We start from the raw sequence: 18,490 nt of genomic DNA, 5'->3' as shown, positions 1-18,490 counted from the left end.
AGGTCTCGGCCGACTAGTATGCTTATTGAGTGCAGGAACGGCATCTACGTCAGCCTTGGCACGTGCGAGGGCGTCAAAGGCTACAGGGGCCCTGCTCATTGCATGGTGTACCTGAGGAGGGCCGAGGGCGGCGTCAGGCCGCTGGCATCAATGGGCCAGGCAGTTTCGTACGGGCAGGGCTCGGCCAGGAGGTGGCTCTACGCGGCCATTGGGGTGGCACTTGACGTCCTGCTCACTCTCGTCCTCTACCAGACGAAGGCAGTGACCTCCCAGGGACTTTACTTCGCTGCTGCGGCGCTGGCAATAGTTGTTATCGCGGTGGTCCTAAGGGCCAGGCCCTCACCCGCACGGAGGTTTTCCTCAATTTCAGTCATGACTAGCAGGGACGAGCTCTGCAAGGCGGAGGGCGTGGAGTTCGTAACCATAACGTCTGCCGAGGAGCTGGAGGGCCCTGGGGGCGCGAGGCAGGTAGTTGTTACGATGGCAAACGGCGTCAGGGCTACGCTTTACTTGAGTGGCGGGGAGCTTGAGCAGCTTAGGACTCAGGGCGTTCTGAGCCCAACGCCCACATATTGAAGTCCTACGTGTTGGCGCTCATCTTGTGCAACCCCTTTTAACACGCGCTTAGCTTTAGGCCTTGAGATGGACAGGGATAAGGCCTGGCTGTCATATGTTCAGAGGTGCAGGGCCGGCGCATGGATAGTCACAGGCATGTGCTCTGGACCCGACAACAAGGAGTACTCCTGCGATATCACTATATTGTCGGGGTCTGTGGCGGAGAGGCCCATCGGGGAGGATCTAGTAATGGGTGCCGCTCGGAGCAAGAGAAGGAGCGTCTACCTGGCGGAGGCCGTGGCCGCTGTCTTAACTGGTTTGAGCTTGGCCATCTCATCGCTTAACCTGAGGGGTTCCCTAGTCATAGTCCTCGGCCTAGTAGCCGGCGCCCCTTGGCCTTCCTTGATTCCATGCTGTTATTGGGCAGCTCGCTTAGACTTAGCAGGGCGCTGAGGGAGTCATGCAATCCCAGTGGGCTTCAGCAATATCATATACTGTCTGTCCAGGTAGTCAAGGGTAGGCTTATGAACGAGGTCCTCATAAAGTTAAGTGGAGGTCGCAGGGCCAGAATAAGGGTCAGCAGGAGAGTCCTAAGCAGGCTAGGGCTCAGCGCGTACCTCGAGCCCCTCTAAAAGACTCCGTGCAGCAGCCCGCCGTCAACCGGTATGGCAGCGCCGCTCACGTAGCTGGCCCTGTCGCTCAGGAGGAACTCCACCACCTCCCCGACCTCCTCCGGCTTTCCTATCCTGCCTAGCGGGACGTCAGCCATTTCTATTTTGAGCTCCTCCTCGTAGCTTATGCCCTTAGCCCTGGCCCTGCTCTCTATCACCTGCCTCGACCTGTCAGTCTCTATGTTGCCGGGCAGCACCATGTTGACCCTGATGCCGTACTTGCCCAGCTCCCTGGCCAGGGTCCTGGTCAGGCCGGCCAGGGAAATCCTTATCACGTTGCTCAGCGCCAGCACCTCCACGGGCTCCCTTATGGCAAAGCTTGAGAGTATCACTATGCTTCCCCTGCTGGCCTTAAGGTAGGGCAGCGCCTCCTGCACGAGCCACACCGCGCTCAGCATCAGCTGCCTGGCGCCGAGCTCCCAGTCAGCAGGGCTCAGCTCCTCGAACTTCCCTGGCTTCGGCGGCGGCGCTATGAAGACGAGGCCCTCGAGCCCTCCCATTGCTTTAACCGCCTCCGAGACAAGTTTCACCACGCCCTCGCGGGCGGTTATGTCGGCCACAACGCCGTGCACCCTGCCCAGGGGGGACAGCTGCCTCAGGGCGTTGTTCACGTGCTCCTCGGAGCTGCCGTTTATCGTGACCTCATGCCCCCTCGAAAGCATGACCTTGGCGACTCCAAAACCTATGCCCCTGCTAGAGGCCGTTATTAAGGCCCTCAGCCTTAGCCACCTAGGGGAAGCTGAGACCACCAGTTAAAATGCGTAGGCCCGGTGATGTAATGTAACCGCTGACTGATGAGGACCCACTGCAGCACTGAGGGCCTTCACGTGACGCCCGCGGCCTGCTGAGGCTTTGCAACTAGGTCACCTATGACGTCCATGTTATGATAGCTTGCGAACCCCAGCAGCTGGTCAAGGTCCTCGACGAGTTGCCTCTTGTAGGCGCTCATCACTATAAACTCTATCCTTGAGTCGTCGTCGCTCCTCCCCCTGAGCTCCTCAAGCCTTGCGTCAACGCTTCCTATCTCCTCAAGGACTTCAGCTATCTCCTCCTTAAGGAGCCTCTCCACGTGAACGTCCAGGCACTCCAACAGGGACACCAGGAGGTAGTAGGCATGGAGACCATTAACGCCAACAGGGGAAATAATACCTAAGAACAAAAGAAAAGAAGAAAGAAGAGGGTTATTATTCAGGCCTGATTTACTTGCCCTGCTCCTCAGGGTAGTAGCTTATGAGCTCGACCCTCGTGCCGTCAGGCTTATAGACGTAAATCTTACCTGGCTCCTCGTTCAGGGTCAGCTTATGATGGCCGTCGCAGTACGGCTTGTTCTGGGAGAGGCCGCAGGCGCATATGTGGAGTTCCTTTCCGTTATCTAACTTTATGATATAAGGATGGTTCCTCTCATGAAGCACTATCCTTGCCATTTCCGCTCACAGGCCATTGAAGAGCTTATTAGTTAAAAAGACTTTTTAATATAGAACTCATCTGAGTTGCTTTATCAACTTCCTATCCACTTGAAGCCGTAGGCCTCATAGGCAGCCTTAAGTTCATCCCTTGAGTTCACCAGGACCCTGTAGGCCCTCCTGGCGTCCTCGCTGGCGCCGCTCAGGAGCGCGAAGGCCAGCCGCCCCCTGAGCTCAGGCTGCGGCACCACGTAGTTGAGGCCCCAGTACCTGGCCTCAGAGATCCACATGACGCCGGCGTCTATCACGTTGCCGTAGAGCAGGGGCGGTATCTCCCTGTGGTGAACCCTAGTTATGAAGGAGCGGGACGCCAGCGACTCATACCCTCCGCAGGACCTCTGTATGGCGTCCCTTACCTGGGCGCCTATGCCCTCGGTCACAGGGTTTGGTATAGCAAGCCTTGGGATCTCCCTGATGTCGCACCATGAGCTGACGTTAGGCCTTGACCCCCTGTAGGCCAGCACTATAGTGTCCTCGACGTACTCATACCTTTCCTCAAGCTGTAGGCCCTCCAGAAGCGCTGGCGGCAGGGAAACCACCTGGGGCCTGGCCGAGAAGGTAAGTGTCCCCACCTTAAGCGGCGCCCCGAGGGCCCTCTGCCTCACTATTCCAGGAGGTATGGTCTCTATGTAGGCCCTTATGCCGCTCCTCAGGAGGATCTCAACGATCTTGTCGACTAGGAACCACTGGTTGCCAGCGAAGGACATGGGAACACCATCAGTATAACCATGTATATCAGAGAGCGAGTCATAGGGAGGCAGCGTGAGCTCCACGGCCTCCATGGTCGGTCACAGGCGCCTCAGCGGCCCCCTTTCGCAAAAGGGCTTTAGTTTATACTCGGGCTACACAATTTCAATAGCTATCTCTTCAGGCGCGTCATTGCTTAAAACCCACGCCCTTAGGCCGCTCCTCGAGGCTATTATCCATGGAAGCGGCCAGAGCCTCATGCCCTCGGCGTCCTTATCGCTTGGCACAGGGAGGCCGCCGGGATGCGTGTGGTAAAGCGCTACGACCTCCACTCCTAGGTTCTCTGCTACTGCATAGCCGGCAACTATGTCGAGCGGGTTGGCCATGAACTCAGTCGGCGACCTCAGCACGTTCTCGGCCGGCTCCAGCGCGAGCACCCTGTTGCCTATCCCAAGGCATAGCCCCGTCTCCTCGCTCCTCCCCATGGAGAGCATCCTGAGGTGCTCCGCGAGGCCCCTGCCGATAACTAGGCTCCTCAATCAGCTCAGCCTCACAAGCTTAGCCGCCATGGAGGTCGTCTCAAGCAAAGCCATGTACGGTCCCCCAAGGAATGAAGCCAGCGGGCCTGGGTTCAGTATCAGCACCCCCCTCTCATAGGTGAGCTCCTGCTGGTGGGTGTGCCCATAGAGGACCCCGCTGTACCTGCCCGACTCAGCAAGAGCGTGGGCAAGCTCAACGGTGCTATCAGCAGGCCCCTGGCCGTGCATTACGAGGATCCTCCTTCCATCTATGTCCAGGACCCTTGGCCACCTCCCTATCCTGCCTCCAAGCGACCTGGCAACCTCGCTTAACATCTCAAACTCGCCGTCGTTGTTGCCAAAAACGGCCTCCACCCTCGCCCCAGATTGACCGAGCTCCCTGAGCGTGAACGGCGATATTATGTCGCCCAGGTGTATGATAAGCTTTACCCCAAGGGACTTCACCTTAGCGGCCGCCAGCCTCATAGAGGCCACATCGTCATGCGAGTCACTTATGACAGCCACTAACAAGGCGTTACCCCCTCTGGCGTGGTTGGGGGAACTTATTTTCCTTAGCACTCACGGGAGCCTGACGGGCGCGAGCGTCAGGAGGCTTATTATGAGGAGCAAGGTTGCCATCTCAACCCCAGCTGATATAGCGTAGCCTAGCCTGCCCGCGGCCCTTGACAGCACCTCCCTGAGCATCTGCCCCCCGTCGCTCTCCACGCCGAAGCCTGGGAGCGGGAAGGCGAAGGGGGCGGCGTTGATGAGCGCCAGGCCCATGTTAACAACGTAGAATGACGTGAGGAGCTCCACGAGCCAGTTGAGCCTGAAGCTCTGGACAACCTCTATGCCTATGTGGTCCACCCCGGCAGGCTTGACGACTGTCACGGCCTTTTCAAGTCCGTTGTATATCACGGTCAGGGTGACGTTGGCAGGCGCCGCGCCCTCAGCGCCGGCCTTTATCAGTTCCTGGAGCCCCTGGGTGACGGTCCTCACGGGCGCGCCGTTTATTGCTATGATTTTCATGCCGGGCAGCAGGCCAGCGACGTAAGCTGGGCTGTTCGCCTCCACGGACACTATGGTTATGCCGGAGGCCAGCGACGGTATAAGTAATGACATAATATAGGCGAAGAGGAAGCCCAGGGCAACGTTGGAGGCCACGCCGGCCGCGTATATCATTACCTTTGACCTTAGCGGGGCAGCCTTGAGGGACCCCTCGTCTGGCTCCACAAAGGCCGCGGGCACGAAGGCCATTAGCAGCAGGCCGGCCCCCTTCACGGGCACGCCAGCGGCCCTTGAGACAATGGCGTGGGAGAACTCGTGAACTAGGACAGCCACGCCAACGGCTATCAGTATGAACATGAACTCATAGAGGCCTACCGTGACCCCCGGTATGAGGGGCACGAAGCCCTCGGCGCTCGCCTGCGGGGCCCTGACGAGGTACCTCTCAAGGAACAGGGAGCCGCTGACAAAGTAGAAGTAGCCCATGGCAAAAGCCGTCGCCGCCAGGCCCGCAACGCCGTAAACTTTTACAAGCTTTGACTCAAGCCCCGGCCTCAGGGGGCTCCTGGAGTATCTCAGCCTGTAAATCAGGATAAAGGGGTAAACCGTGAGGCCTTCGACCTTTCGGTTCCTCAGGCTAACGTATAGCAGGAGCCAGGCCACAACAAACAGGGCCGCCGCCAGGACCGCAGTGGCTCCATTCATTTCCAGCTCCTCAGGTACTCCTGCTGCTCCGGCGTGAGTTCATCTATATTTATGCCCATGGTTCTTAGCTTCAGCCTGGCCACCTCCTGGTCCTGCTCAAGGGGCACGTCGTAAACCTTGGGCTGCAGCCTCCCCCTGTTGTTTATGTGATATAGAACCGAGAGGGCCTGGTTAGCGAAGCTCATGTCCATGACCTCGCTTGGGTGTCCCTCGGCCGCGACCAGGTTGACGAGCCTTCCCTCTGCCAGGAGGTAGAGCCTCCTGCCGTCGGGCAGCGCGTACTCCACGGTGTTCGGCCTTATCTCCCTCTTGGACTTTGCTATGGACTCCAGGTCCGTCACGCTCACCTCAACGTTAAAGTGGCCGGCGTTAGCAAGTATCGCCCCGTCCTTCATCTTGAGCATGTGCTCCTTCCTTATGACGTCCTTGTCCCCCGTGGCCGTTATGAATATGTCGCCCAGGGGCGCGGCCTCGTCCATGCTCATCACGTCAAAGCCGTCCATAACCGCCTCAAGGGCCCTTATCGGGTCAACCTCGGTGACTATAACCCTGGCCCCCATGCCTCTGGCCCTTATTGCTATGCCCCTTCCGACCCAGCCGTAGCCGGCTACCACAAGCCTCTTGCCCGCGAGGAGCACGTTAGTGGCCCTGAGCACGCCGTCCAGCGCGCTCTGGCCGGTGCCGTACCTGTTGTCGAAGAGGTACTTGGTCAGCGCGTTGTTAACTGCTATGACGGGGTAGAGGAGCCTCCCGCTGGCCTCCAGGGCCTTGAGCCTTATGACCCCTGTGGTCGTCTCCTCGTTGCCCCCAATGACGTTCTTCGCTACATTGGGCATCTCCTCGTGGAGTGTCACATGGAGGTCAGCGCCGTCATCTACCACTACGTCAGGGGAGGACCTGGCGGCCTCCCTTATGGCCTCAAAGTACTCCTGCTCGTTCATGCCCCTCCAGGCCCTCACCGCTATGCCTTCATCGGCCAGGGCCGCGGCCACGTCGTCCTGCGTTGAGAGGGGGTTGCTTGGCACCAGGGATACCTCGGCGCCCCACGCCTTCAGGGTCCTTATGAGCACGGCCGTCTCCTTGGTGACGTGAAGGGCCGCTGAGATCCTGTAGCCCCTCAGGGGCTTCTTGTCCTGGTACCTGCGCCTGAGCTCCATAAGGACGGGCATGTGGGCCTCGGCCCACTCTATCTTAAGCCTGCCCTCGCCGGCGAGCGAGGGGTCCTTGACCTTGACCTCCACTTGGCTTCCCCGGCCTAGGGAGGGGCCGCTAAAAATAAGCTCAGATGTGGGCCTCAGGCCCTGGTAATGAAGGGCTCCCTGCCTGCGTAGGTCGCCATCGGGCCCAGGGAGTCCTCTATCTCAAGGAGTCTGTTGTACTTGGCCAGCCTCTCGCTCCTGGCCGGGGCGCCGGTCTTTATCACGCCGGCGCCGACCGCAACTGCGAGGTCAGCTATGAACGGGTCCTCGGTGTCCCCGCTCCTGTGGCTTACGACGGGCCTTATGCCGGCGTTCCTGGCGACCCTTATGTAGTCCAGGGTCTCCGTGAGGGTGCCCACCTGGTTTACTTTGACCAGGGCCCCGTTGGTCGCCCTGGCCTTGATGCCCTCCTGCAGGTACTTGACGTTAGTAGCGTAGAGGTCATCGCCAACTATGAGGACCCTGGAGCCGAGCTTTGCAGTTATCTCAGAGAAGTGCTGCAGGTCCTCCTCGTGGAAGGGGTCCTCGAGGTAGGCTATGCTGAACTCGTCGACAAGCTGAACGTAGAGGTCGAGGAGCGAGCCAGGGTCGTACAGCTTTCCGTCAACCCTGTAGGCCTTCTTCTCAGGGTCGTAGAACTCTGAGGAGGCCGCGTCAATGCCCAGGAAGAAGTCAGAGCCCAGCTCGTACCCTGCGGCCTTTATGGCCGCCCTCAGGGCCTCGAGGGGCTCCCTGACCTCGTTCATAGGCGGCGCGTAGCCCCCCTCGTCGCCCACATTAGTTGACGTCTTGCCATACTTGTCGCTTAGGTAGCTCTTGAGGGACTTGTAGACCTCAACGGCCATCCTCATGGCTTCAGTGAACGTGGGGGCGCCTGCAGGTATTATTATGAACTCCTGGAAGGCTAGGTTGTTGCCCGCGTGCACTCCCCCGTTTATGACGTTCATGAGGGGGGTCGGCAGCACCTTAGCTCCTGGCCCTCCAAGGTACTCGTAGAGCTCAACCCCTGAGGAGGCCGCGGCCGCCTTAGCTACCGCTATGCTGGTCGCGGTGGTGACGTTACCTCCGAGCCTTGACTTGTTAGGGGTGCCGTCTATCTCTATCAGGACCCCGTCTATAAGCGACTGCTTCCTTGAGTCGAGGCCTATGAGCCTGGGGGCGACTATGGTGTTAACGTTTGACAGCGCCTGGTTAACTCCCATGCCGCCCCAGCCCCTGCCGCCGTCCCTCTTCTCTATGGCCTCCTTGCTGCTCTTGCTAGCCCCGCTGGGCGCTATGCCTACGCCTACCCCAGCCTTCGTCTTAGCTATTACCTTAACCGTGGGGTTTCCCCTCGAGTCGAGGGCTAGGACGCCGTGCACCGAGGATATAATGAAGTCCTCGTCGCTGGCCACTCAGCTCACCGCGTGGCCAGTGAGGGCCCTAGGTAAAAAGCGATGGGCTCCGCCTACGCCGCCACAGGCCTTGACCGAGGCCTCTTATTAAGCTGCAGACGCAAGGCACCCTATTAGGTATTTTAACGCTAAGGGTCAGGAGGCCAGTGGGCGGAAGCTTGCCAAGGAAGTCCAAGGGTAAGTCAGGGGACCCGTTCACGTGCCCCGTGTGCGGCGTCAGAGTCACGGACCCAGAGAGGACTTGGACGCTGGTGTCGCCAATACCTGACAGGGAGGGAAGGGTGACGATAACAGTTATGGGCGCCTTCAGGTGCCCCAACGGCCACACCTGGAAGGCCGTGATAAAGAAGTTCAAGAGCGGCGAGGAGGAGGGGGCCGGGGTCCCGCAGACCACTGAAAAGGAGGAGGGAGAGACCATAACGCTCGACCTAAGCGACATACAGAACTTTAACGACGAGCCGCCCGAGGAAGAGGGCTAGGCCTTGGCGGCCCTCGTGGTCCTGGTGACGGCGCCCAAGGGCGACGGCACCAGGATAGCCAAGGAGCTGCTGGACGGCAAGGTAGCGGCCTGCGTTAACGTGATACCTGGGGTCCACAGCTCCTACTGGTGGGAGGGCAAGGTAGAGGAGGCTGAGGAGGACCTGCTTATAATAAAGACCACGGAGGAGGCCTACGACAGGCTTGAGGAGCTCATAAGGAGGGTCCACCCGTATAAGGTGCCTGAGGTCCTGGCGCTCAGGGTTGAGAGGGGGCTTCCGGAGTACCTCTCCTGGCTTGAAGGCTCAGTTTCGCCCAGGGGTCAGCAGGCTAAGGCTTGACCCAATGTTCCCCCTCGCTTTTAACCGTCAAAGTGTGATATTACCTTGAGGCAAGTTGTCCAGGAGGAGCTCAGAGCTATTAGAATACGTTATAGTTGAACATGTGGCCAAAATAGCCAGCGGCCTTGAGAGCCCCGAGAGCGCCGAGCTCGGAATCCTTTCAGGCCACTACGCCGAGGCTGTAAAGCTTGTTGGCATGAGGCTGAGGAGCCTTAAGGATGGGGTTCTCACCTGCGCCCTCTGTAACGAGAGGAGAGGATCCTTCACTCCTCGGGGCTACTACCTTCACCTTCTTCGCTCTCATCACCCTGAGATCCTTGATCTTGTGAGACAGGAGGCCTCAAGGATAGCAGGAGCCTCGCGAGCCTCGGGGCCCTTACAATCCTGATCCCGTCCTCCAGCTGGAGCACGACGTACTCAACGTCGTCCTCTGCCTTGAGCGGCCCGTCGAATATGTAGGTGTCTGGCGGGGCGTCGTACCACTCCAGCGAGCTCAGGGAGAACTTTGCCATGCCCTCTGTTTGAACTGAGGAGAGGGAGCCTAGCCTTATAACCGCGAGCTTCAGGAGCCTCCTGGGCAGGGCGCTCAGCTGCCTGGTTCCCGCTCTGTCCCTGACCCCCTCGCCAATGACGTACTTGGTCTCGGGCGTCTCACCAACGATTATGACGAAGTCCCCCTTCCTGTTCCTCATTAACTTGTCGGCCTCAGTAAGCATCGAGTCCAGGACGTTGCCGCTGACCTCTATTGTGTCATCGGCGACTGGGTTCATCACCTCAAGCTCCACTGGGCCTATTGTCAGCGTCCTCCTTTTGAACCACCTAACTTGCAGCTTTGCCAATAGGCTCCCCCTCTAGTTGTCCTCTCCAAAGCGTATTTAATACGTAGTAGCGGGTTCTCTTATAGATTAAATACTTCAGATGTCCCTATCTGTATCTCAAATCCTTATAATTTCTGACAGTACAAGTTAACTTTGGTGCCTGAAAATTGTCGAATGAGCCTCCGACGCTGGGGCTCAAGCAGGAGATGTTTTTAATACAGGGAGAGAGCGCCTTCAGCTACCTCCCGATTATAAGGGAGCTTGAGTCCAAGGGAATTAAGGTTATCAGCTTTGGCATAGGGCAGCCTGACTTTCCGACGCCCAAGCACATAAGGGAGGCGGCCAAGGACGCCCTTGACCAGGGCTTCACGGGCTACACGGAGACGGCCGGCATACCGGAGCTGAGGGAGGCCATAGCCGACTACCTCAACAGCAGGTATAAGTCCGACGTTAAGCCAAACGAGATAATAGTTACCACGGGCACCAAGACCGCCCTCTTCATGGCAGGGGCGGCCTACCTGAGGCCCGGGGACGAAGCGTTAATAATAGAGCCCAGCTACTACGCTTATGCCCAGGTCACGAAGTTCTTCGGCGCTAGGCCAAGGTTTGTGAGCATGGACTTCGAGCCGGGCAAGGGGTTCAGCCTCGACATAGGCAAAGTTGAGGAGGCCATAACTGACAGGACAAGGCTGCTCTTCCTCAACAACCCCAACAACCCGACTGGCGTGGTAATAGGCCCCAGGCAGGTAGAGGAGCTAATGGAGGTGGCGGCGAAGAAGAACGTTATAGTGGTCGCTGATGAGATCTATGATAACTTCATATATGAGGGGGAGTTCGGCAGCACAATAAGTCACTCGGGCTGGAGGGACAACCTCCTCTACATAAACGGCTTCTCCAAGACCTTCTCGATGACTGGCTGGAGGCTGGGCTACCTCGTTGCAAGGCGCGAGGTCATAAGCAGGATGCTTGACTTGGCAGTTTCAATATACAGCTGTGCAACCAGCATAGCTCAGAAGGCCGGCGTGGCCGCGCTCAGGGGCGACTGGACGCCCGTGAGGAACATGATAGACGAGTTCAGGAAGAGGAGGGACGCGCTCTACAACCTGCTGAAGGAGGTCCCTGGCTTCGAGTCCTACAAGCCGCAGGGCGCCTTCTACATGTTCCCGAGGGTCTCGCAGCTCATGAAGGCCCTAGGGCTTGACAGCGTGGACAAGCTGGTCAACAGGCTTCTTTACGAGAAGGGAGTCCTAGTGCTGCCCGGCACCACGTTCCCTGACAGGCTGGGCAGGGACTTCGTGAGGTTCAGCTTCGCCACGTCCATGGATAACATAGTTGAAGGCGTCAAGAGGATAGCCGAGTTCGCCGCGGGGGCCATGAGGAGGTAACCGCGCCGCCATATGTAACCTCTAAGTCAATCCCTTCTTTTGGACACGGCAGCTACATGCTAATGCTAATAACCCTCCAGGACTACCGTCAACGTACAGGTGCGATGTTGCATAGACGAGGAAGGGCCGCAGTCGTAGGCGGCGGCCTCTCAGGCCTCTGGATATCTTATGAACTTGTTCGAAGAGGCTATGACGTGACCCTCTATGAGGCGAACTCCGTCGGCTATGGGGCCTCATCAAGGGCCGCGGGCATAATATCGTTACAGCTTCCTAGGTCATTACTTGGATATGCCATAGAGGGCGTGAAGGCTTATGCGGAGCTCGGAGTGGAGAGGATGACAAAAACCGTATGGATACCAAGGCCTGAGGAACTTCACTGCATTAAGGACGTAATCTCCACCCTGAGGCTCGAGGGCATAGACGCTGACGTGCTGAGGCTCGAGGAGTTAAGGGGGCTAAACCTGAAGCTCGCTGGCGACGACGATTTGCCTGTTTCCATCATGGTGCAGGGGGTGGTAAGTCCAGGCGATGCCCTAGCTCACCTGACCAAGGCTTTGGCCGACGCGAGCTTCACCTTGAAGGAGGGTCCCGTAATCCGAAAAGGTGACAGGCTTTTCTATAATGGCCTTGAAGTGGAGGCGGACCTGAAGTTCATAGCGGCGGGGCCCTGGACGCCAGAGCTCGTCGGCTTAAGGGACAACTTCACTATATACAGGTGCTCTGCCCACAGCGTGCGGGGTCAGACGCCTGACGTGATAGTTGAAGACGACATAAACGGCTTCTATGTGGTGCCTGAGGCTGAGGGCCAGGCCATAGTTGGGGGTGGGGACTCCCAGCTGGTGAGGCCTGAGGATGGCTTCAGGCTATCCCAGGGCGAGGCGTATGAGGTGCTGGAGCTTGTGGCCGCCAGGCTGCCTGACGCCGAGAACTTCTACCCCGTCTCATCGTGGGCAGCGCCGTGCATATCAGCCTCAGACGGCATGCCTGTGGTCGGCGAGCTCAACGGCTATTATATACTCACTGGCCTCGACGGAGCCGGACTCACGCTTTCACCAGGCCTGGCAAGGCTAGTAGTGGACGTCGCTGAGGGAGTCAGCAAAGAGGACAGCAGGCTCTCGCCTAGAAGGCTCTTATATGGAAGGCTCAACGGCCCCAGGGAGCCCTTTGACAGGCTCTGCGAGTGCTAAGGTATCAGCGACACCTCATCACCTACGTTAACGTTAAGCTTCGAGGCAGCGCTGCCCTGGTTTATCGCGAGCTCCACGAACCCGAAGCTGTTTATGTAAGCTATGGCGTCCCCAGGCCTGACGTCAGCGAAGGTCCTGCCAGTGGTGAACACGTGCTGGGTGCCCTTGACGTTTACCACTAGCCTGCCGCGCGGCAGCCTGTACTCCCTTGTCGTGAGCCCTAGGGCGACGTTGCCGAACTTGTCTATGTAGACCACCCTCGTGCGCGTGACGCCCTCTGAACGGAAGCTGTACCTGAGGCGAAGCGACACCAGGGAGCCAGCTGGTATAGGGGTGGCGAACTGGGACGGTGGGACCCCCTTGGCTATGAGGGCCGCCGCTGGAGCGAAGACGTCCCTGCCGTGGAACGTGTATGAGAGCGGCCAGGAGTTGAATGCCTTGACGCCGGCCAGCGAGCGGACCCTGGAGTAGTTTATTGCATAGGCCTCCCTTATGCCGTCCTCTGCGGCGGCCTCATAGGCCACTCCGTTGTCGGGTGCTACAAAGTAGTAGTTGTTGGTTCTTATGACTACTGCCCTCCTGCTGGTCCCAACTCCGGGGTCAACTACTATCATTATTACGGAGCCCGGCGGCAGCCACCTGTATGAGGAGTACGTTATGTAGCTCCCAGCGAGCACGGAGAAGTGCGGAACCTCGTTATCAATTCTTATCACGTTTATGGAGGGATCCACGTACTTTATGACGGATTCCACAATGCCGTCATAGACGGAATCCCCGAAGTCAGTTATTAGCCCTACAAACCCGGACAAGGTCCCCGCCTAGGAATTCTTCAGCGGCCAATTAACAATAAACGCGTTTTGTGGCCCAGCGGAGTCCTGAGCTTAATCAGGGAAAAGGGGAGAAAAAGAAGAATGATTAAAGGGGTCAGAGCTTTAGCCAAGCTTAGAGCCTAAGGTATCCAGCTATGACCGCTATTATAACTGCGACTATAACCAACGTAACGACTACCCAGACGCTGTAGTCGCTGGGCTGCGGTGTCTGATGGGTGGTCTCAGGCGCCGTGGTGTTCACGTTAGCTATGTGCACCGCGTTAACGTTGAACGTTACGTTGCCGAGCCCGAAGGTGCCGCTGGAGATCAGGAGCCCATACTTGCTGAAGGGCACTATGTAGGAGCCCAGCTGCGATGCGTTCAGCGGGGCGTAGATATAGACTGAGACTGGCGACGAGGGCCTGAAGTAGACGCCCTTAACTATTGCTATGTCAACGCCAGGGTACAACGTTACCTCAGCGCTCGCGTTGGCGGTGCCGTTGCTCACGACAACTATCACGTGGGACGCTATAGGCAGCGGCGCGCCGAGGCTGTCGTTTATGAACACGGTCACTCCCTTCAGCCCAGGCAGCGGTATGGCGCCGCTTGGAGTTATCTCAGAGAGCTGGGACTTGACGTAGTTTACTATGGCACTGTCATATATTATGGGCTGCACGGAGAACCACTGCGGCCCATAGTTGGGCGGCCCAGCCTGCCACGTCCAGTCGCTGCCCTCGCTGACGTAGAGGTAGTTCCACAGCGAATAGTACATGTAAAGCGGGTTGGCCTCAGTGTAGCCCGAGACGTTTACATAGGCGGGCATATGGGTCATGGCCTCGAAGGCCGCTGTGCTGGCGTTCGGCGCGTGGGCAAAGGAGAGCGGCACCAGGGGCGACGTGGGCATGCCGAGCACGTTTGAGAATGCCACCAGGTACTCCCTGGCCTCAGTCACATTCCTCCAGATGAGCACCTTGCCTATGTAGCCGTTGTTCCAGTTGTTGAGGCTGAGGGCCCAGCTCTCCTCTGGCAGGTTTGTCAGCACGGCTGACACGCCGTGGGTTGCTATGGCCTGGTCAACTGTCTGGGTGACAAGCCATCCCTGGTCCTCGGCGTTTGAGAGGGCCTGATATATGGCATAGAGGTCCTCGCCGGAGAGCGGCATCGGGTTGAATATTATCGGGTTCTCGCCGTCAAGGGCAACCACTACGACACCTCCTGGGTGCTCCATGTAGACCTTGGCCAGGTACTGGAGCAGCTCCTGCTCCGTCAGCTGCGGCGACTGGTGGAAGAAGAGGAACGCGAACTCGTTAGAGAGGTTAGTGTCCCTGAACAACACGTAGATCCTCTGGCCCAGGGAGTTCTGAACTACGTAGACTCCGTAGGGGCCGTTGTTAAGGCTTCCTGACACGACCGTCAGGTCGGGCGCCATCTGAACGAAGGCCTGGTAGTCCAGCACGGTGGCGTTAATGCCCGTCTCATTGTAGAGCCAGACCAGGCCCATGTTGAAGGCCATCTCTGGGGTCCAGGCGCCGTTGGGCACGACACCGAAGACGTACTCGGTCATGTTCTTGCCCATGAGTATCTGTGCCAGCAGGTCGGAGGACCAGCCGTTATCATATTCTATTGCCATGAGCGGGTGGTAGAAGGGCACCGTGAGCACCTGGAGCCTGCCCTCCTTGACTAGCTTTCTGTAGAGGCTCAGCGTGTACTCGGTGGCGTTAATGTCATGGGTTACGTTGACGCCGGATGTCGTGAAGGTGGGGCTCGACTGGTGCAGGAAGGCCTCCCACTGGTAGAGGAGCACTGGCGTGAAGTCTATGGTTACGTTTAGGTTGGGGAACTCGTTGAGCAGCATCGCCTGCAGCTCGTAGGCTCCCACGAGCTGCCCGTTCCAGTCCATATCCTGGCCCGTGTGAATTTGAACCCACGGCTGGCCCCAGGTGCCGTTGGGCTCTATGTAGAGAGGCTGGTGCATGTTCCACACTATCACGACGCTTATGGGCTTCTTGCCGGTGGTGTTAAGCACGTAGAGCTGCGGCAGAGACGTGTTCTGCCACAGGCCTGAGGTGCCTACCAGGAAGTACACGTTATAGATGCCCTGCGGGTAGTTGATGGGGAAGCTGAACGTCAGGTTAGTTGTTCCCGACGGTATTGTAACTGTCGAGTTGAAGACTGCCTTAGTTCCCACGACAAGGGCCACGTCGTAGCTTGCGGCCGGGCCCTCGTTCTGCACTGTAACGTTGACCTTGGCCTGCTCCCCGACAAGGTAGACGTACTCGTTATAGTAGGCGGCAACGACGTGCACAGGGGTGTAGACGTCCTGTATTGCGAAGTTCGCGCTGGAGCTCACGTTGCTGTTGTGTATCCAGGCCCCAGTGGTGTTGTCATGATAGACCCACTGAACCCACTGGCCGGGCTCAAAGGGGCCTATCATCACGGTGTAGTTGCCCCAGAGAGGGTTGTAGTGCATGACGCTCACGTTATTTCCTGGCTTGCCAACCGTGTTGTACCAGGGCAGGCCCGTCTGCGGGCCGGTTGTGAGGCCCCACCACAGCAGCAGGGTATCCGGCGGCCTTCCTATGGTAGTTATAACTATGGAGCCGTTCGGCAGCACCCAGGCCCTGGTGAAGCCTATTATGTTAGCTGGCGGGTTAATTATGACGTTCCAGTTCCAGAACGGGTGGTTGTCGTAGTTTAGCCAGGTGCTCCCGTTCACGTTGAAGACGTAGCCTATCCACGTGCCATTCTTGAACGGCCCCACGGTGGCCTGGAAGGCCCCTATCGAGCTGTTGTAAGTCATTGGGGTCTCCATGTTCCCCGGGGTGCCGTTGACCGTACTCCACGGCCCCTGCGGGTACGGCTCTACGCCCCACCAGAGCAGCACCTTAGATGAGGGGGGCACTCCGTAGAGGTAAACGGTAAGGTAGCCAGTGGGCGTCACCGTGAAGTTAGAGTAAACTTCGTCACTTTGAGCCAGGGAGACGCGGGGTCCCAGCGACGTGAAGGGAGCTACTAGGGCGGCTACCACTAGGGCTAGCGTGAAAGCCGCAAGGACTTTCCTAAGGGCTTCCATAACTTACACCGCCGTAGTCGTAAGCTATCTTGTTTTTAACTTTTATGCTAATATGTATACACGTAAATACAGGGTTATACTTCATATACAGCAGCTGAGCGTCATTAACGGACTACATGGTGGCTGATTATATGCGGCCTACAGGAGGCCCAGGCCCTTGACTGTTGCAGTGAAGGGCGACCCAGGCTTTCCCTCAACTGATATCGAGGCCTCAGGGGCCATTATCTTGATTAGCTCCACCACCGTGCTGGCGTGGGAGGTCAGCGAGGCTCCTCCCAGCCTGCTGACCCCGCTGCCCAGGACAGCGTATATTAGAAGCATGTCAGAGGAGTGCCTGTCCAGCGCCATCCCAGTTAAGAGGTCCTGCATCAGTGAGGTGGCCGCCTCCCTGCCAACTCGCTCCGCGGGCTTGCCCTTCTCTCCAAGGGAGTCGCCGCCCAGGACGGAGTTCTCCGTGAGGGCCCACACCACGATCCCGCTTCCGGGGCCCAGGTGCGGGTCTGGCCTGCCCTCGTAATGCTCAGCTTCAATATTGACTGGCACCCCGAGGCCGCTGAGCGCCTCGCTCGCAGCCCTAGCCTGCCTTATGGCCACGTGCGCTGGGAGCCTGACGCAGTGGCTGAGGCCCTCGATCCTGATGAGCCTCCCCGCGCGCACCAGGTCAACGGGCCTGAGGGCCCCGTTCCTTCTAACCTTAACTACGACCTCGCCCCCACCCCTTGGATAGTGCCCCCTCCTGATGAGGTCTAAGTCTAGCTCTACGTTAAACTTAGATAGGAGGGGCCTCAGGACGAAGCGGTAGTAGTCTATCGGGGGCGACTTGGGCACGTCCGTGCCCCCTCTGACGCGGACCTTGACTTCGCCCTCGGCGGCGACCATGAGCGGCATTATGGCCTGGAGCAGGAGCGTTATGCTGCCCGCGGTGCCTATGTCAAAGCTGTACTCGCCCCCTGATATCTTGCCAGGGTAAAGGGTCACCTCGGTGGAGCCGAGCCTGGCGCCCTCAACCTTGCCGTGCGACATCTCCTCTATGGCCTTGACGGACTCCAGGTGCTGGTGCTGTAGTCCAGGCCTTGACCTCTTGACCCTTATGTTGTAGACCCTCACCGGCACCCCAAGGACAGCCGCCAGGGCTAATGACGTCCTCAGCACCTGGCCCCCTCCCTCTCCCATGCTGCCGTCCACCTGGAGCACCTTCATTTGCCTCCCTCTGGCCACGACAGAGGCTAAGCCGTATATGAGATAAAGGCTTACTGTTTCACGAGTCGGGGACAGAAGTTGAAGGTGCTAGTGGCAGGCCTAGTGCCAAGGAACTCAGGCAAGACGACGCTGGCGGCGAGCTTAACAGCTCAGCTGATACGGGAGGGCTTTACTGCGGCGCCTTCAAAGCCGGTGGGCGCCACGGACCTGTGGGGCTCTCCAGACGCGGCTGCATACACGCGCAGGCTTCACATCCTAACCACGGAGGACGGATACGTGCTGTACAAGGCGTCGGGCGAGAGGCTCCCAGTGGAGATAGTGAACCCCGTCGGGGCCCTGCTGGTCCCCACGCCAAGGTCGAAGTACCCCAGCAGGACAGCGTATGAGGCCTCGCTCTCACAGCCGTACTCCAGGGCGGCCCTCCTCAGGATAACAAGCTGCGTCGGCGGCAGCTCCAGCGTCCACCTGGTCAACTCCGCCGCGCTCTCAAGGGTCACCCGTCCCGTTGAGCAGGAGGTCCAGGACATAGTTTCATACCTGACGCCTCCCCCGGTCCAGGTAAATGAGCAGGTCGCCGAGGGCATATTCATGGGCTCAGCCAACGAGGCCGCCGACAGCTGCATAGCTCTTGAGGAGAGGTCAAGCGATGTGGTAGTAATAGAGTCTAACAGCGACGTTGCAGCCCCCACCTCAGCCTCGGCCGCCCCAGACCTGGTTGTCCTGGTGTCGCCGGGCGAGGCCTACATAGTCGACGGGAGGAGGTACAGGAACGCCATGGAGATCCTAGTAATGGACGGCAAGCCGTGGGTCTCCAAGGCCTCGGAGCTCTTTGAGCTCACGGGCTACGTGAGCAAGGTTGAGCTGCCCCTGCTGGAGGACCCCCGCGAGGGCTACGGGCCCGAGGTGACGGACCCCATAGTTGAGGCGATAAAGAGCGCGGCGACCTCGGGAGGCAAAGCCTAAGGATCGCCTTCAGCGGCCCCGCGTTATTTAGGGTCAATAG

At 58.6% G+C, this 18,490-nt stretch carries 20 protein-coding genes; 7 read left to right on the top strand and 13 right to left on the bottom strand.

From position 1 onward, the window contains the following. Positions 1 to 18 precede the first annotated feature (18 nt). The gene (locus tag ACZ5OO_RS00725) at positions 19 to 576 is read left to right on the top strand and encodes a hypothetical protein (protein ID WP_464078285.1); all 558 of its coding nucleotides are present in this window, start codon (positions 19 to 21) and stop codon (positions 574 to 576) included. A gap of 371 nt (positions 577 to 947) precedes the next feature. Then, positions 948 to 1,187 carry a hypothetical protein gene (locus tag ACZ5OO_RS00720; RefSeq protein ID WP_464078284.1) on the top strand — a complete coding sequence of 80 codons (240 nt, stop codon included), beginning with the start codon at positions 948 to 950 and terminating at the stop codon, positions 1,185 to 1,187. On the opposite strand, the gene ACZ5OO_RS00715 is transcribed toward ACZ5OO_RS00720, so the two are convergent. The 9 genes from ACZ5OO_RS00715 to eno all read right to left on the bottom strand — a co-directional run bounded on the left by ACZ5OO_RS00715 (position 1,184) and on the right by eno (position 8,197). Then, complete coding sequence (locus ACZ5OO_RS00715; protein WP_464078283.1) at positions 1,184 to 1,975, bottom strand: SDR family oxidoreductase; 792 nt, start codon at positions 1,973 to 1,975, stop codon at positions 1,184 to 1,186. The two genes, ACZ5OO_RS00720 and ACZ5OO_RS00715, sit on opposite strands and share 4 nt — an antisense overlap. 74 nt (positions 1,976 to 2,049) lie before the next feature. Further along, complete coding sequence (locus ACZ5OO_RS00710; protein ID WP_148217140.1) at positions 2,050 to 2,316, bottom strand: hypothetical protein; 267 nt, start codon at positions 2,314 to 2,316, stop codon at positions 2,050 to 2,052. Positions 2,317 to 2,425: 109 nt separating this feature from the next. Further along, complete coding sequence (locus ACZ5OO_RS00705; RefSeq protein ID WP_427973381.1) at positions 2,426 to 2,650, bottom strand: CDGSH iron-sulfur domain-containing protein; 225 nt, start codon at positions 2,648 to 2,650, stop codon at positions 2,426 to 2,428. 74 nt (positions 2,651 to 2,724) lie between these two features. After that, the gene (locus ACZ5OO_RS00700) at positions 2,725 to 3,471 is read right to left on the bottom strand and encodes a substrate-binding domain-containing protein (protein WP_013266755.1); all 747 of its coding nucleotides are present in this window, start codon (positions 3,469 to 3,471) and stop codon (positions 2,725 to 2,727) included. 60 nt (positions 3,472 to 3,531) lie between these two features. Then, positions 3,532 to 3,915: a M67 family metallopeptidase gene (locus ACZ5OO_RS00695; protein ID WP_013266754.1), complete on the bottom strand. Its 384-nt coding sequence runs from the start codon at positions 3,913 to 3,915 to the stop codon at positions 3,532 to 3,534. Next, positions 3,916 to 4,419, bottom strand: coding sequence for a metallophosphoesterase (locus ACZ5OO_RS00690; protein ID WP_158303790.1), 504 nt, complete (start codon positions 4,417 to 4,419; stop codon positions 3,916 to 3,918). Positions 4,420 to 4,473: 54 nt separating this feature from the next. Further along, positions 4,474 to 5,604: a site-2 protease family protein gene (locus ACZ5OO_RS00685; RefSeq protein WP_013266752.1), complete on the bottom strand. Its 1,131-nt coding sequence runs from the start codon at positions 5,602 to 5,604 to the stop codon at positions 4,474 to 4,476. After that, positions 5,601 to 6,845 carry an adenosylhomocysteinase gene (locus ACZ5OO_RS00680; RefSeq protein WP_464078282.1) on the bottom strand — a complete coding sequence of 415 codons (1,245 nt, stop codon included), beginning with the start codon at positions 6,843 to 6,845 and terminating at the stop codon, positions 5,601 to 5,603. The genes ACZ5OO_RS00685 and ACZ5OO_RS00680 overlap by 4 nt, the downstream gene beginning before the upstream one ends. A 53-nt stretch (positions 6,846 to 6,898) precedes the next feature. Continuing rightward, positions 6,899 to 8,197 (bottom strand): phosphopyruvate hydratase, encoded by a 1,299-nt coding sequence (gene eno, locus ACZ5OO_RS00675; protein ID WP_464078281.1) that lies wholly within the window; start codon positions 8,195 to 8,197, stop codon positions 6,899 to 6,901. 158 nt (positions 8,198 to 8,355) lie between these two features. Here eno and ACZ5OO_RS00670 point away from each other — a divergent pair, with 158 nt between their 5' ends. Next, positions 8,356 to 8,676, top strand: a complete 321-nt coding sequence (locus tag ACZ5OO_RS00670) for a hypothetical protein (RefSeq protein ID WP_013266749.1) — start codon at positions 8,356 to 8,358, stop codon at positions 8,674 to 8,676. Positions 8,677 to 8,679: 3 nt separating this feature from the next. Continuing rightward, positions 8,680 to 9,015, top strand: coding sequence for a divalent-cation tolerance protein CutA (gene cutA / locus ACZ5OO_RS00665; RefSeq protein ID WP_013266748.1), 336 nt, complete (start codon positions 8,680 to 8,682; stop codon positions 9,013 to 9,015). Between the two features lie 263 nt (positions 9,016 to 9,278). Here cutA and ACZ5OO_RS00660 read toward each other — a convergent pair whose 3' ends face one another. After that, entirely contained in the window at positions 9,279 to 9,854 is a 576-nt protein-coding gene (locus ACZ5OO_RS00660; protein WP_013266747.1) for a hypothetical protein, read from the bottom strand. 146 nt (positions 9,855 to 10,000) lie between these two features. Between ACZ5OO_RS00660 and ACZ5OO_RS00655 the strand changes: the two genes are divergently transcribed. Beyond that, positions 10,001 to 11,218 (top strand): pyridoxal phosphate-dependent aminotransferase, encoded by a 1,218-nt coding sequence (locus ACZ5OO_RS00655; RefSeq protein ID WP_464078280.1) that lies wholly within the window; start codon positions 10,001 to 10,003, stop codon positions 11,216 to 11,218. Positions 11,219 to 11,325: 107 nt separating this feature from the next. After that, positions 11,326 to 12,405: an NAD(P)/FAD-dependent oxidoreductase gene (locus ACZ5OO_RS00650; protein ID WP_464078279.1), complete on the top strand. Its 1,080-nt coding sequence runs from the start codon at positions 11,326 to 11,328 to the stop codon at positions 12,403 to 12,405. On the opposite strand, the gene ACZ5OO_RS00645 is transcribed toward ACZ5OO_RS00650, so the two are convergent. From ACZ5OO_RS00645 to rtcA, 3 genes are all read right to left on the bottom strand, one after another. Beyond that, entirely contained in the window at positions 12,402 to 13,214 is an 813-nt protein-coding gene (locus ACZ5OO_RS00645) for an SAM hydrolase/SAM-dependent halogenase family protein (RefSeq protein ID WP_464078278.1), read from the bottom strand. The two genes, ACZ5OO_RS00650 and ACZ5OO_RS00645, sit on opposite strands and share 4 nt — an antisense overlap. Positions 13,215 to 13,347: 133 nt before the next feature. Then, positions 13,348 to 16,287 (bottom strand): glycoside hydrolase, encoded by a 2,940-nt coding sequence (locus ACZ5OO_RS00640; RefSeq protein ID WP_464078277.1) that lies wholly within the window; start codon positions 16,285 to 16,287, stop codon positions 13,348 to 13,350. Positions 16,288 to 16,425: 138 nt separating this feature from the next. After that, on the bottom strand, positions 16,426 to 17,487 hold the full coding sequence (rtcA, locus tag ACZ5OO_RS00635; RefSeq protein WP_013266741.1) for an RNA 3'-terminal phosphate cyclase: 1,062 nt from the start codon (positions 17,485 to 17,487) through the stop codon (positions 16,426 to 16,428). A 78-nt stretch (positions 17,488 to 17,565) separates the two neighbouring features. Here rtcA and ACZ5OO_RS00630 point away from each other — a divergent pair, with 78 nt between their 5' ends. After that, complete coding sequence (locus ACZ5OO_RS00630) at positions 17,566 to 18,450, top strand: P-loop ATPase/GTPase (protein ID WP_013266740.1); 885 nt, start codon at positions 17,566 to 17,568, stop codon at positions 18,448 to 18,450. Positions 18,451 to 18,490: the final 40 nt, after the last annotated feature.

The organism is Acidilobus aceticus, from assembly GCF_055392325.1.
This window is presented reverse-complemented; position numbering and strand designations above follow the sequence as displayed.

Coding starts and splice junctions, on each gene's coding strand:
- ACZ5OO_RS00725 (WP_464078285.1), top strand. CDS start 19: ATGCTTATTGAGTGCAGGAACGGCATCTACGTCAGCCTTGGCACGTGC.
- ACZ5OO_RS00705 (WP_427973381.1), bottom strand. CDS start 2,650: ATGGCAAGGATAGTGCTTCATGAGAGGAACCATCCTTATATCATAAAG.
- ACZ5OO_RS00700 (WP_013266755.1), bottom strand. CDS start 3,471: ATGGAGGCCGTGGAGCTCACGCTGCCTCCCTATGACTCGCTCTCTGAT.
- ACZ5OO_RS00685 (WP_013266752.1), bottom strand. CDS start 5,604: ATGAATGGAGCCACTGCGGTCCTGGCGGCGGCCCTGTTTGTTGTGGCC.
- ACZ5OO_RS00640 (WP_464078277.1), bottom strand. CDS start 16,287: ATGGAAGCCCTTAGGAAAGTCCTTGCGGCTTTCACGCTAGCCCTAGTG.
- rtcA (WP_013266741.1), bottom strand. CDS start 17,487: ATGAAGGTGCTCCAGGTGGACGGCAGCATGGGAGAGGGAGGGGGCCAG.